Annotated in this window: 12 protein-coding genes; 7 read left to right on the top strand and 5 right to left on the bottom strand. The window is 72.6% G+C overall.

The annotated features are described in order from the left end of the window. Positions 1-28: 28 nt before the first annotated feature. The 3 genes from ACZ3KP_RS12285 to ACZ3KP_RS12275 form a co-directional block, all read right to left on the bottom strand. Positions 29-1,372: a radical SAM protein gene (locus ACZ3KP_RS12285; RefSeq protein WP_467498722.1), complete on the bottom strand. Its 1,344-nt coding sequence runs from the start codon at positions 1,370-1,372 to the stop codon at positions 29-31. A gap of 18 nt (positions 1,373-1,390) precedes the next feature. Next, positions 1,391-1,750, bottom strand: a complete 360-nt coding sequence (locus ACZ3KP_RS12280) for a LacI family DNA-binding transcriptional regulator (RefSeq protein ID WP_467498720.1) — start codon at positions 1,748-1,750, stop codon at positions 1,391-1,393. A gap of 104 nt (positions 1,751-1,854) precedes the next feature. Next, complete coding sequence (locus ACZ3KP_RS12275) at positions 1,855-2,862, bottom strand: hydroxyacid dehydrogenase (protein WP_467498718.1); 1,008 nt, start codon at positions 2,860-2,862, stop codon at positions 1,855-1,857. A 122-nt stretch (positions 2,863-2,984) separates the two neighbouring features. Here ACZ3KP_RS12275 and ACZ3KP_RS12270 point away from each other — a divergent pair, with 122 nt between their 5' ends. The 5 genes from ACZ3KP_RS12270 to ACZ3KP_RS12250 all read left to right on the top strand — a co-directional run bounded on the left by ACZ3KP_RS12270 (position 2,985) and on the right by ACZ3KP_RS12250 (position 8,374). Beyond that, the gene (locus ACZ3KP_RS12270; protein WP_467498716.1) at positions 2,985-4,238 is read left to right on the top strand and encodes an FAD-binding protein; all 1,254 of its coding nucleotides are present in this window, start codon (positions 2,985-2,987) and stop codon (positions 4,236-4,238) included. An 85-nt stretch (positions 4,239-4,323) separates the two neighbouring features. After that, positions 4,324-5,559, top strand: a complete 1,236-nt coding sequence (locus ACZ3KP_RS12265) for an ROK family transcriptional regulator (protein ID WP_467498714.1) — start codon at positions 4,324-4,326, stop codon at positions 5,557-5,559. A 205-nt stretch (positions 5,560-5,764) separates the two neighbouring features. Further along, positions 5,765-6,763 carry an ABC transporter ATP-binding protein gene (locus tag ACZ3KP_RS12260; RefSeq protein ID WP_467498712.1) on the top strand — a complete coding sequence of 333 codons (999 nt, stop codon included), beginning with the start codon at positions 5,765-5,767 and terminating at the stop codon, positions 6,761-6,763. Position 6,764: 1 nt separating this feature from the next. Then, the gene (locus ACZ3KP_RS12255; protein ID WP_467498710.1) at positions 6,765-7,568 is read left to right on the top strand and encodes an ABC transporter permease; all 804 of its coding nucleotides are present in this window, start codon (positions 6,765-6,767) and stop codon (positions 7,566-7,568) included. Between the two features lie 5 nt (positions 7,569-7,573). Next, the gene (locus ACZ3KP_RS12250) at positions 7,574-8,374 is read left to right on the top strand and encodes an ABC transporter permease (protein WP_467498708.1); all 801 of its coding nucleotides are present in this window, start codon (positions 7,574-7,576) and stop codon (positions 8,372-8,374) included. A gap of 13 nt (positions 8,375-8,387) precedes the next feature. Here ACZ3KP_RS12250 and ACZ3KP_RS12245 read toward each other — a convergent pair whose 3' ends face one another. After that, positions 8,388-9,647, bottom strand: a complete 1,260-nt coding sequence (locus ACZ3KP_RS12245) for an MFS transporter (protein ID WP_467498706.1) — start codon at positions 9,645-9,647, stop codon at positions 8,388-8,390. A gap of 143 nt (positions 9,648-9,790) precedes the next feature. Between ACZ3KP_RS12245 and ACZ3KP_RS12240 the strand changes: the two genes are divergently transcribed. Together ACZ3KP_RS12240 and ACZ3KP_RS12235 are read left to right on the top strand one after the other, a co-directional pair. Continuing rightward, a complete protein-coding gene (locus ACZ3KP_RS12240; protein WP_467498704.1) occupies positions 9,791-10,381 on the top strand; it encodes a TetR/AcrR family transcriptional regulator in 591 nt (196 codons plus the stop codon). Further along, the gene (locus ACZ3KP_RS12235; protein WP_467498702.1) at positions 10,374-11,054 is read left to right on the top strand and encodes an alpha/beta fold hydrolase; all 681 of its coding nucleotides are present in this window, start codon (positions 10,374-10,376) and stop codon (positions 11,052-11,054) included. Before ACZ3KP_RS12240 ends, ACZ3KP_RS12235 begins: the two co-directional genes overlap by 8 nt. A 74-nt stretch (positions 11,055-11,128) precedes the next feature. Here the strand turns inward: ACZ3KP_RS12235 and ACZ3KP_RS12230 are convergent, their stop codons facing one another. Continuing rightward, a complete protein-coding gene (locus tag ACZ3KP_RS12230; RefSeq protein ID WP_467498700.1) occupies positions 11,129-12,826 on the bottom strand; it encodes a DUF2264 domain-containing protein in 1,698 nt (565 codons plus the stop codon). Positions 12,827-12,893 lie beyond the last annotated feature (67 nt).

Here is a 12,893-nt window from a genome sequence, read left to right as displayed (position 1 = left end):
TCGCGAATCTTCTGCCGTCGGCCCCGGATCAGACCTCCGCCGCTTCCTGTGTCGGTTCCTGCGCCGGTTCCTGCGCGGGCAGGCTGTCCATGAAGGAGCTGACCGAGAAGACGGCGCGGCCGGGGCCGGGCGGGCCGTAGCCGGGGGGCGAGGAGAGGCCGAAGTCCTCCATGGTCTGGCGGTAGGCCTGGAGCAGCCGGATGTGGTATTCCAGCGGGGCGCCCTGCGGGTTGGCCTTGCCGAGCGGGGTGGTGGGCTCCGGGCACCAGGTGGTGAAGCGGGGCGTGATGCCCTGCGACATGAAGAAGCGCAGGCCCTCGGTGGTGGAGGCGATCGCCTCGTCGACCGTCTTGAAGCCGAACGGTTCGGCCATCTCCACGCCCGCGACGAAGTTGGGGATCACGTTGCGCGCGCCGAAGATCTCCGCCGAGTCCAGGATCCGCCGGTGCCACTCGTCCCGGCCGACGTACCGCTCCTTGCCGGGGCAGTACATCTTGAACAGGTACTCGTCCCACACCTCGTAGTTGGGGTGGTAGATCTGCACCCCGTAGTCCTTGAACCGTTGCACGTCGTCCCGCGGCAGCGCCTGCGCGACGACCTTGCCGATCCAGCGGCCCGGGAAGCGCTCCTCGATGGCCTTGGCGTAGTGACCGTAGAAGTCGGCCTCGTCCCGCCCGGAGACCGTCTTGGTGATCGCGCCGCCGGTCAGCGTGTAGGCGGTGGACGCCTTCGCGGTGTCGTACCGGTCGATGATCTCCAGGGCCTCCAGGACCTCCTCGACGTCCTTGACCCCGGTGTACGGCCGTCCGGCGGCCTTGTGCTGGCGCCAGTTGTGGTTGATGTCGCAGTACTGGCACTCCTCCTTGGCGCCGAAGTACTGGCAGACCCGGAAGACGGTCAGGTAGATCAGGTAGCCCCACTGGATGGTCGGGGCGACCTCCATCACGGACTTCCCGTTGGAGAGCTTGTGCCGGTAGTACTCGGGCATCGGCGGCACCCCGACGTCCGCGATCCGCTTCCCGTCCAGGTAGAGGCCGAGCATCCCCTCGTCGTCGGCCGCGACCCGGTACGGCGAGGTGGGGTTCACGCGCACCGAGACCACGGTCCGCCGCAGGTCGTAGGGGCCGCCGGTGAGGATGATCTCCTCCGGGGGGCGGCGCAGCGCGGCCTCGCCCAGTTCGGGCAGGGTGCCGTGGTCGAAGGAGAAGATGAAGTACGACTTCGGCTTGACCTCGCCGCTCTCGTTGTCGCTCAGCGCGGACGGGTCGAAGGCGACTCCGCCCCGGAGCAGGTCCTCCTTGAAGACGGCTTCCCGTGGTACGTGCGGGAACCTCTCCATCAGATCCTCGACCAGCGCGGTACGGCTGCCCATCCCGTGTCTCCTCCCGGCTCAGGCGTTCGACTCCTCACGGTATGCCCCCGCCCGGCCGCCGGCCGTGCCGGGTCCCCCACGGCGGGCGATGTGTCCCGGTATCGGGCTTTTCGGGAGTGGTGAGGCGTCTGTCACGGGGAGGAGCAACCGGGCCCGGGCCCGGTCCTCCGGTCCGTCGCGGTGCAGGGCGAGCCGGACCGTGGCACGGCCCAGTTCCTCCCGGGGCACGTGGACCGGCGCCCGGGCGTGTGCGTTGACCACGTGGTCCGGCTCGCCCACCGCCTCCAGGACCTTGGCGCGGGTGGCGGTGACCGCCGGACAGGTGCCGCCGAGGACCCGGGACACGGTCGACGCGCAGACACCGGCCTGCGCGGCCACGTCCCGGACCGTCGAGGCGTCCCCGCTCGGTGCCGGCCGCGTCCTCTTTCCCCCCGCACGGCTCCCCTCCGTCACGTCGTCCGCGTCACCCTACGAGACGGTCGTCACGCGGCCCGCTCCAGGTCCGAGTGGTCGATCGCGTACCGCAGCGCGGCACCGGTGAACAGGCGCCTCGCCTCGTCCACGACGGTGCTGCCGAGCCGCGCCAGCTCGTTGCCCTGGGAACCCGCGAGGTGCGGGGTGAGGAAGGCGTTGGGCAGGTCGAAGAGCGGGGAGTCGGCGGGCAGCGGCTCGGGGTCGGTCACGTCGAGGACGGCGCGCAGCCGGCCGGTGCGCAGTTCCCCCAGCAGGGCGTCGTGGTCGACCAGCGAGCCGCGCGCGGTGTTGATCAGCACCGCCCCGTCCGGCATCAGGGCGAGTTCGCGGGCGCCGAACAGGTGCCGGGTCTCGGGGGTCTCCGGGGCGTGCACGGTGACGATGTCCGAGGTGCGCAGCAACTCGTCCAGCGGCAGCAGGGGGACACCGAGCCGGGCCGCCTCGGCCTGGTCGACGTAGGGGTCGGCGAGGCTGACGAGCAGGTCGTGGGGGCGCAGGAGTTCGATGAGGCGGCGGCCGATGCGGGAGGCGCCGACGACGCCCACCCGGCGGTGGAAGTTGCCGATGCCGGGGACGATGTCGCCGTAGGGGTGGGAGCGGCGGTCGCGCAGCAGGTCGCGGAAGGCGAACACGTCCTTTCCGGAGAGCAGGATCATCGCGAGGGTGTACTCGGCGACGGGCAGTGCGTTGGCGGCGGCGGCCGAGGAGACGAGGATGCCGCGCCGCCAGACCTCGGGCGTGGTGAAGCCCTTGACCGAGCCGGCCGCGTGCAGCACGGCGCGCAGCTCGGGTGCCGCGTCCAGGACCGCCGTGTCCAGGACCGGGCAGCCCCAGCCGGTGACGAGCACCTCGGTGCGGGCGAGCGCCTCCCGGACCCGGGAGTCGGTGAAGTCCTGCACCACCAGAGTGGGATCGATTTCTACGTACTCACGCAGCCGCGCGAGCACCTCCGGCGGGAAGACGTGCGGCACGTTCTGGGCCGTCATGGCGAACAACGCCTGGGGACGCTCGGGCAAGGAAGTGACCTTCCGGCTCGCTGACGCACGGATAGCAACCGGTCTCTACCGTAGGTACCGGCGAATGAGAGGGTCAACGGACAGGTATTCCCCCGCAGGGGGACAGGGATGGGACGGCAGAGATGACGGATCCGGCGCAGACGGTCACCAACTGGGCACGCAACATCACGTACACGGCGAAGGAGTTCCACCGCCCGAACTCGGCGGACGCGCTGCGGTCCCTGGTGGCGGGCAGTGCGCGGGTGCGGGTGCTGGGCAGCGGGCACTCCTTCAACCGCATCGCCGATCCGGGGCCGGAGGGCGTGCTGGTGTCGATCGCCGGGCTGCCGCCGCGGGTCGAGGTGGACACGGCGGCCCGTACGGTGCGGGTGGCGGGCGGCGTACGGTACGCCGAACTGGCCCGCGCGGTGCACGCGCAGGGCCTCGCGCTGCCCAACATGGCTTCGCTGCCGCACATCTCGGTGGCCGGTTCGGTCGCCACCGGCACCCACGGCTCGGGCGTGGCCAACGGGCCGCTCGCGGCGCCGGTACGCGAGGTGGAGCTGATCCTCGCCGACGGTTCGACGGTGACGATCGCGCGCGGGGACGCCCGTTTCGACGGCGCGGTGACCTCGCTGGGCGCGCTCGGGGTCGTCACCGCGCTCACCCTGGACCTGGAGCCGGCGTACGAGGTCGAGCAGTCCGTCTACGTCGAACTGCCGATGGAGGGAATGGACTTCGCGGCCGTGACCGGGGCCGCGTACAGCGTGAGCCTGTTCACCGACTGGCGGGACCGGGGGTTCCGGCAGGCGTGGGTGAAGCGGCGCACCGACGAGGCGGCCGTGGAGTTCGGCTGGGGCGTGCCCGCGAAGGTGGCGATGCACCCCGTGCCGGGCATGCCGGGCGGCAACTGCACCGAGCAGTTCGGGGTGCCGGGACCCTGGCACGAGCGGCTTCCGCACTTCCGGGCCGAGTTCACGCCGAGCAGCGGGGACGAGCTCCAGTCGGAGTACCTGCTGCCGAGGCCGGCGGCGGTGGCCGCGCTGCAGGCGGTCGACGGCGTCCGCCGGCCGGTCTCCGCCGTGCTGCAGACCTGCGAGGTGCGGACGGTCGCCGCCGATCCGCAGTGGCTCAGCCCCGCCCACGGCCGGGACTCGGTCGCCCTGCACTTCACCTGGGTGGACGACCCGGCGGCCGTGCTGCCGGTGGTGCGACGGCTGGAGGAGGCGCTGGAACCGTTCGATCCGCGCCCGCACTGGGGCAAGGTGTACGCGATGTCCGGCGAGGCGCTGCGCGGCCGCTACCCGCGGCTCGCGGACTTCCGCGCCCTGGCCCGGGACCTGGACCCCGACGGGAAGTTCACGAACCCGTTCGTGGCGGAGGTGCTGCGGGACTGACCGCCGAGACCAACCGCCCGACTTAATCCAACCCTTAACGTAATGGCTTGTCGAAAGCGCTTCCCACGTCATAGCGTTGCGTCGCGTGAAGCACACATCACGGGACATCCGCACCGCCAACCGCTATGAGGTGCTCCGGCACATCATCGCCGAATCTCCCACCTCACGGCAGGAGCTGGCGTCCGTCACCGGGCTGAGCCTGGCCACGGTCGCCACGCTCGTCGGGGAGCTGCTCGACCTGCGGATGATCACGGAGGTCGGCTTCGAGGACTCCGCGGGCGGCCGCCCCCGCGGACTCGTGGCGGTCAACGCCTCGGGGGGCGCGCTGATCGGCGTCGACATCGCCGAGACCTACGTCCACGTCGAGCTGTTCGACCTCGCGTTGACCGTGCTGGCCCGCGCGGACGAGGACATGCGGCCCGGCGAGAACCAGCCCGAGCAGGTGGTGGCCCAGGTCGCCGCCGCCGTCGGCTCGGTGGTGGCCCAGGCCGGGGTCGAGGGCGCGCGGGTGCTCGGTGTCGGGGTGAGCGTCCCCGGCCAGGTGGACCGGGACACCGGCATCGCCGAGTACGCGCCCAACTGGGACTGGCACGACGTCCCGTTGCTCGACCTGCTCGCCGAACACATCGCCTACCCCCTCCACCTGGACAACCCGCTGCGCGCCTGCGCGGTGGCCGAGCAGTGGTTCGGGGCGGCCCGCGGACGCGGGGACACCGTGGTGGTGAACCTCGGCACCGGGGTCGGCGCCGGGCTCGCCCTCGGCGGCGGCCTGCACCGGGGGGTGAGCAACAGCGCCGGCGAGTGGGGTCACACGACGCTCGTGCTCGACGGACGGCCCTGCCACTGCGGCAACCAGGGATGCGTGGAGACCTACGTCGGCGCCCCCGGGATCATGCTGAACCTGCGCGAGGCGAGCCCGCACAGCCCGCTGCTGCACCCCGACGACCAGACCGCCACCGTCGACGCGCTGGCCAGGGGCGTGGCCGACGGCGACCCGGTCGCCGTCCAGGTGGTCCGGGACACCGCCCGCTACATCGGCGCCGGGGTCGCCAACCTGGTCAACCTGCTCAACCCGGAACTGGTCGTGCTCAGCAGCTGGGTGGCCCGCCGGCTCGGCGAACCGCTGCTCCACGAGGTGCGCGAGGCGGTGCGCCGGCACGCTCTCGGGCGGCCGTTCGCCGCGACCGAGATCGTCCTCTCCCCCATCCCGAGCGACCCGGTGTGCCTGGGCGCGGCCACCTTCGCCCTGGAGGGCGCGCTGCGACCGGTGCGGCTGCGCGGCGGTGGGCGCACGGGCCGGGCACCGGCGGCTTCCCGCTGATCGACGTGGCGTTCTCCCGCTGATCGATCGGCGTTCCCCCGCTGATCACCGTGGCCTCCGGTGATGATCGACCAGTCCAAATCGCCCGTCGATTAATCCATTGCCGGGCCCCTCGGCGCTCTGCGAACGTCGGGACGTATCCGCGGCCGGTCGGCCTCAAACCGGCCGGCCGTACGTCGTGTACGGAACGAGGGAGGCCCCCGGCGTGGCCGGAAACATCGAGGTCCGCGGTCTGTCCCGCACCTTCCACACCACTGTCAGGCGCCCGGGCTTCACGGGTGCCCTGCGGTCCCTGGTCAACCCCGAACGCGTCGAGAAGCACGCCGTCCAGGACATCTCCTTCGACGTCGCCGCGGGCGAACTCCTCGCCCTGCTCGGCCCGAACGGCGCCGGCAAGTCGACCACCATCAAGATGCTCACCGGCATCCTCACGCCGACCTCCGGCGAGGCCCGCGTCGCCGGTGTGGTGCCGTACCGGGAGCGGGAACGCAACGCCCGTAACATCGGTGCGGTGTTCGGGCAGCGCACCCAGCTGTGGTGGGACCTGCCGGTGCGGGAGTCGTTCGCGATCCTGCGGGACATCTACGAGGTCCCCAAGGCCGAACACGAGTCCCGCCTGCGGGAGTTCGACGACCTGCTGGAACTCTCCGCGTTCTGGGACACCCGGGTGCGGCACCTGTCGCTCGGCCAGCGGGTGCGCTGCGACCTGGCCGCCGCCCTGCTCCACGACCCGCCGGTCGTCTTCCTGGACGAACCGACCATCGGCATGGACGTGGTGGTGAAGGAACAGGTCCGCGAGTTCCTGCGGTACCAGGTGGCCGAACGCGGCCGTACCGTGCTGCTCACCACCCACGACATGACCGAGGTGGAGCGGCTCGCCGAACGGGTGGTGCTGGTCAACCACGGCCGGCTGGTCCTCGACGACTCGCTGGACGAGATGCGCCGCCGGTTCGGCTCGACCTGGCAGGTGCGGGCCACGCTCGCCGACGCGCACACCCCGGTCGGCCCGCTGCCCGGCGTCGCCCTGGTGCGCCGGGAGGGCCCGCAGGCGGTGTTCGGCCCGGACGGTCCGGCCGCGCCCACGGTCCACGAGGCGCTGAAGCTGGTCATCGAGCGGTACGAGGTGACGGGCGTCGCGGTGGACGAGGCGGACCTGGAGGACGTCATGCGGGCGGCCTACGCGCAGGCGAAGGCCGAGGTCTGAGATGGCCCTCCTGTACGCCTGGCGCGCCGCCCGGGTCACCCCGCTCGGCGAGCTGTACACCCCGCCCCGGATGACCGGGGTCCTGCTCCGGCTGACCGTGCAGGTGGTGCTGGTCGCGTCGCTGTGGCGGGGCCTGTACGCCCAGTCCGGTACGACCGCGGGGCTGGACCGCGGTCAGGCCGTCACCTACGCGGTGCTGGCCGTGCTCGCCTCCCGGCTGCGGGAGCTGGACCAGTACGCGGGCCGGGACTCCGTGATGCAGCACATGCACTTCGGCACCATCGTCTACTGGTACCTGCGTCCGCTGCCGCCCCAGCGCTACCACGCGCTGCGCGCGGTCGGCGAGCAGCTGTACGGGCTGGCCTGGGCGTCGGCGGGATACGCGGTCTGTCTGGCGGCCGGGGTGGTGGATCCGCCGCGGTCGGCCGCGGTGGCGGCGGTGTTCGCGCTCAGCCTGCTGCTCGGCCAGCTGGTCCTCTACCACGTCATGCTCCTCATCGACCAGTTCTGCTTCTGGACGCTGCGCAACACCGCGGCGATGCTGATCCTGGTCTTCGCGCAGAACCTGCTGTCCGGGGTGTACGCGCCGCTGTGGTTCTTCCCGCACTGGTTCGTCGTCCTCAGCTCCTTCCTGCCCTTCCAGGCGACCCTGAGCGTGCCGCTGTCGCTGTACGTGGGCCGGATCCCGCTGTCGGACGCCGGTTTCCAGCTCGGCGTCCAGGCCGGCTGGGTCGTGGCGCTGCACCTCTTCACCCGTTTCGTGTGGCGGCGGGCCGCCCGCCGTGTCATCTCCCAGGGAGGCTGAGGCCGTTGAACGCCGTCCGGATCGCCTGGCGCATCATGCGCCTCAACTTCCGCGCGCAGCTGGAGTACCGCACCGAGTTCCTGATGATGATCGCGATCGGCGCGGTCTGGCAGGTGTCGGTGATCGTGTTCGCGACCGTGCTGCTCACCCGGTTCACCGGGATGGGCGGCTGGGACAGCTCGGACGTCCTGCTCATCCCGGCGACGCGGATGCTGGCCCACGGCCTGTTCGTGCTGTTCCTCGGCAGGGTGCACGGGGTGGGCCGGTACATCCAGGAAGGCCGGATCGACGCCTACCTGCTGCGCCCGCTGCCCGTGCACCGGCAGGTGCAGCTGGAGTACTTCCCCACCAACGCGATCGGTGACCTGACGGTGGCAGCCGGTCTGATGGTGGGCGCGCTCGGGCGCAGCCACCTCGACTGGACGGCGGGCCGGGTCTCGTACCTGGTCGCGGCGGTCCTGGGCGGGATGCTGCTGGAGGCGGCCCTGTTCACGGTGGTGGCCTGCGCCTCCCTGCGCTACCCGGCCGCCGACTACTGGAGCCGCTGGCTGGAGGAACTCCTCGGCACCTTCGGCAGCTACCCGCTGAACGTGCTGCCCCGGGCGGTCGGCGGGCTGCTCACCTACGGCCTCCCGCTCGCTTTCGTCGCCTACCTGCCGGTCGCGGTCCTCACCGGCCACGGCCACTCGACCGTCGTCCCCTACTGGCTGGCGGCGGGCTCGCCCCTCGTCGGCCTGCTGTTCTACCTGGCCTCCCGGGGGCTGTGGCGGTGGGCGCTGGACCACTACACGGGGGTCAACGGCTGACCGCTCCGCGGTGTCAGGTGCGCCCCGCGCTGCGGATCGGGGTGCACAGGCCGGCGGCGCCGACGAGGGCGCAGCACGCTCCGGCGACGGCGGCCACCGGGCCGGTGCCGTACTGTTCGGCCGCCCAGGTGAGGACGGCCGCGCCGATCGGGGCGAGCGAGTACTGCAGGGTCCAGTGGGCGGAGGTGACCCGGCCCAGGAGATGTTCGGGGGTGATCTCCTGGCGCAGGGACATGGAGCAGGTGCCCGCCATGCCCGCGCAACCCAGGTAGACGGCGCCGAGAACGGCCACGGCGGGTACCGGGCGGACCCAGCCGAGCCCGGCGAAGGCCACTCCGCACAGCGCGGTCGAGCCGATCCAGGTCGGTCCGAACCCCAGCCGCCGCCGGAGCCGGGCGACCAGCAGGGCCCCGGCGACGGTGCCGGCGGCGCCGACCGCCAGCACCGTGCCGACCGTGCCGTCGTCGTGGCCGAGGTCGTGCTTCAGGTGGTAGATGATCAGGTCGTTGATGCCGAGGCTGAGGAAGCTGAAGACGGCGAGGAGACCGGTGAGCGAGCGCAGCACGGGCCGGCGGACCAGGTACGCGATCCCGGTGCGCAGGTCGCGCCAGAGGCCCGTGTCCTTGGCCGGGTGCTCGTCCCCGGCGCGCTCCCGGACCCGTACGAGCAGCAGGCAGCCCGCCGAGACCGCGTAACTGGCCGCGTCCACGGCCACGGCGTCGGCGGGTCCCGTCCAGGCGGCCACCAGGCCCGCGCCGAGCGGCCCGAGGACGCCGGCCGCGGCCGCGGTGGCGTTCAGCCGGCCGTTGGCCTCGGTCAGCCGGCCGGTGCCGACGAGTCCGCGTACGACGGTGACGTACCCGACGGCGAAGAGCATGCCGACGGCCTCGCACAGGGGCAGGACCACGTACAGCAGCCAGAGTTGCGGCCCCGCGAGCCAGACGACGGGCACCAGGCCGTACAGGACCATGCGGACCAGGTCGCAGGCGATGAGGAGCTTACGGCGGTCGACCCGGTCCACGACCACCCCGGCGAAGACCGCCGCCAGCACCATCGCGACGCCGCCGGCCCCCGTCAGCAGGCCCATCCGGGCCACCGAGCCGGTCGCCTGGAGGACGAGCAGGGGCAGCGCGATCAGACTGAAGGAGTCACCGAGGACGGACAGCGTCTGGGCGAGCCAGAAGAACCCGAAGTCCCGCTGCCGCCACAACGGCCTGCTGTCCTCCGCGCGCCGAGGCACCGCCGGTGCCACGCGCCGCGCCCGGTACGCCACGGCTCCCCCCCTTCTGCCTCCCGGCCACCCCATGCCGCCCGTGAGGGCAGGTACATGACGCATCGTACGGTGCGCCGAAATCACTTTGGAGTCGAAACCTAGGGGGTCTAGGATCGAGTCTAGGAAGCCTAGGGAGGTGTCGTATGGCCCGTGCCGGGATCACGGCCGACCTGCTGGTCTCGGCCGCGGCCGAGCTGGCCGACGAGGTCGGGTTCGAACAGGTCACGCTGTCCGCGCTGGCCCGCCGGTTCGGCGTGAAGGACGCGAGTCTGTACGCGCACGTCCGGAGCCTCAAGGACCTGCGCCACCGGCTCGCGCTCCTCGCGGGCGGCGAGATGATCGACCGGATCGCCGTGGCCGTGGCCGGGCTCTCCGGGAAGGACGCGCTGGCCGCCTACGCCGACGCCTACCGGGCCTACGCCCTCACCCACCCCGGTCGTTACGCGGCCACCCAGATCCGGGTCGACCCCACCCTGGTCGACGCGGACGCCCCCGCCATGCGCCGCACCGTGGAGATCACCTACGGCATGCTGCGCGGCTACGGCCTGGCCGAACCCGATCTCACCGACGCCGTCCGCCTGTTGCGCGCCACCTTCCACGGCTACTGCGCCCTGGAGGCCAGTGGTGGGTTCAACGCCCCACGGGACGTCCGCGCGTCCTGGGACCGGGCGATCGACGCCCTCCACGTCGCCCTTGGGCACTGGCCCCGAGAGGACCCCGATCACCATGTCTGACCTGTACTACGACGTCACCGGCAGCGGCCCCGTCCTGCTGGTCGTGCCGGGCGGCGCGGGCCACCCCATGGGCCTGGGCCCGTTCACCGAACAGCTGGCGGCACACTTCACCGTCGTCACCCACGACCCGCTGGGCCTCGCCCACGGCCGGCTGGGCATCCCCGTCGCCGACCAGCGCGTGCCGGACTGGAGCGACGGCGCGCACCGGCTCCTGGACGAGGTCCTGCCCGAGGGCGAGTCGGCGTACGTCCTCGGCACCAGCGCCGGCGGCATCGCGGCCCTCGACCTGCTGGCCCGCCACCCCGCCCGGCTGCGGCACGTCATCGCCCACGAGCCGCCGTGCGTCACGCTGCTGCCGGACGGGGAGGGGCTGCGGGCGGAGCTGATCGGCCAACTCGATGGCGGCCGCCCCGACTCCGGTGAGGTGACCCCGTTCACCGTCTTCCTCGACCACGTCCTGCGCCCGTTCACCCTGTACCGTCCGCAGGCCGGCCTGCCCGGCCTCACCGTTGCCGCGGGGGCCGACTCCCGCGGCCAACTCCTGTACAGGACCGCGGAGTACACCGCCCGGCACACCGGTGGTGCGTTCGCCGAGTTCCCCGGCGGCCACCTGGGCGCACTGGAACACCCCGGCGCGTTCGCGGAGCGGATCACGCGGATCCTGCGCGCGTGAACCGCGTCGCCGTGGACGCGGACGGCGCACCACCCTGACGGCACCTCGCGCATCCCCCTCATGTCCGAGGCGGCTCAGACCTCCGCGACGGCCCGCACCTCCACCTCGGAGCCCTGCCACCGGACCCGCAGACCGGGCCCCCGGCGCCACAGGACCGTCAGCTCCCGAGCCCCGTTCGCGCGTACCGCGACCGTCTCTCCCAGCGACTCGGCATCCGCCGCACCCGTGAGCCGGCTCAGCGCCACGAACAAGGTGTCGCCCTCCCCCGTGACCCCCGTCAGCGCCTCGTCGAGCCCCACGGCGGGCAGCAGTTCGGAGCGCAGCCCGTCCGCCGCGGCCCACCCGGTCACCCGCACGGACGTCCCGGGCTCGGCACCCGTCACCAGGAAGGCCCGCACCTCCACGGCCCCGCGGACGAGCACGGCACTGGTGACCCTGGCGCCGGACCCGGCCGTGTGCCGGGAGGCCACCCAGTCCTCCCCCACCCCGAGCGGCTCGATCTCCGTCCGGCCCGGATCGTCACCGACGATCACGCTGTTGTCGTACGAGGGCGACGGCTCGGTCACGGTGGAGTAGCCGAGCCGGGTGTAGTAGGGGTCGTAACGGACGTCCTCGCTGCCGTGGTTGTGGAGGCGGACGATCCCGTCCGTACGCGTGGACTGGAGCAGCCAGTTGGCGGGGGTGACCGGGGTGGCGGCGTCGGCGCGTTCCGACGGGCCGGGCTCTTCCGTCGCCGTCCACACGTCGTGTTCCGGCGGCAGCAGCAGGCCGAGGAAGCCCTTGCTCGCCCAGTAGGGGGACGCCGGGCCCGAATAGCCCTGCAGGACGGCGGGGTCGGGGCCGTGCCAGCCGAGGGTCAGCAGGTCCTGGTCGTCCACCGCGCCGCGGTCGAGGAAGTACTTCAGCGCTCCGGAGGCCAGGCGCCGGGTCTCGCCGGGGGTGAGGGGGGTACGGCCCGTGAGGGCGCCCAGCCACAGCGGGGCCGTGGTCGCGAAGCGGTAGGTGAGCGAGCGGCCCTGGTGCATGGGGGCGCCGTCGCCGCCGAACAGCCGGGCGTAGTCAGCGAGGTGGCGCTCCAGCCGGCCGCCGTAGCGGTCGAGGAGTGCCGGGTCGTCGGCGAGCCAGGCGTGCAGCACCGGATAGAGGTGCATGGCCCAGCCGTTGTAGTAGTCGAACTTCCGGCCGTCGCCGTCGGTGTACCAGCCGTCGCCGACGTACCAGTCCTCGATGCGGGCCAGGCCGCGGTCGATCGCCCGGTGCGCGGCCGCGGTCCCGTGGCCGATCTCCGCGAGGAAGCCGCCGACCGTCACCGGGAACAACTCCCAGTTGCAGGGCCATGGTTCGGCGGTCAGCGCGTCGGTGAGCCAGGCCGCGGCGCGCTGCCGTACCGCATCGTCGAGCCGGTCCCAGAGCAGTGGGCGGGTCAGGCGCAGGGCGAGGGCGACGGAGGCCGCCTCGACCAGGGGCTGGCCGCGGTCCTCGATGCGCGGCCAGACCCCGGACACACCGGCGGCGAGTCCGTCGGCGTACCGCTGGAGCGCGGTCTCGTCGCGGCGGAAGGCCGCGAGGAGCAGCGTGCGGGCGTAGCCCTCCAGACCGTCGGAGAGGCGGCCCGACCAGCTCTGCCGGGTGCCGGGGAGGTGGTAGAGGGCGCGGTCCTCGGTGGCGTACGGCTCCACGGCGGCGAGCAGGGCGTCGGCCGCCGCCTCCCAGTGGGCCCGGGTGTAACCGGTGCGCGGGCTGGGGCCACGGTCCTCTGGGGGCAGCTGCATCGGTGCTCTTTCTCGCTCGCTCGGGACCTCGTACGGTGCGGACCTGGGGCGTCCCGGTTCCGGTCGA

Source organism: Streptomyces sp. NPDC020958 (assembly GCF_055562175.1).
Note: the sequence above shows the minus strand (reverse complement) of the source record. Positions and strands in the feature narration are given on the sequence as shown.

What these genes read in the sequence shown, in the direction of transcription:
- ACZ3KP_RS12285 (WP_467498722.1), bottom strand. Translation starts at nt 1,372, where the DNA reads ATGGGCAGCCGTACCGCGCTGGTCGAGGATCTGATGGAGAGGTTCCCG.
- ACZ3KP_RS12270 (WP_467498716.1), top strand. Translation starts at nt 2,985, where the DNA reads ATGACGGATCCGGCGCAGACGGTCACCAACTGGGCACGCAACATCACG.
- ACZ3KP_RS12255 (WP_467498710.1), top strand. Translation starts at nt 6,765, where the DNA reads ATGGCCCTCCTGTACGCCTGGCGCGCCGCCCGGGTCACCCCGCTCGGC.
- ACZ3KP_RS12240 (WP_467498704.1), top strand. Translation starts at nt 9,791, where the DNA reads ATGGCCCGTGCCGGGATCACGGCCGACCTGCTGGTCTCGGCCGCGGCC.
- ACZ3KP_RS12235 (WP_467498702.1), top strand. Translation starts at nt 10,374, where the DNA reads ATGTCTGACCTGTACTACGACGTCACCGGCAGCGGCCCCGTCCTGCTG.
- ACZ3KP_RS12230 (WP_467498700.1), bottom strand. Translation starts at nt 12,826, where the DNA reads ATGCAGCTGCCCCCAGAGGACCGTGGCCCCAGCCCGCGCACCGGTTAC.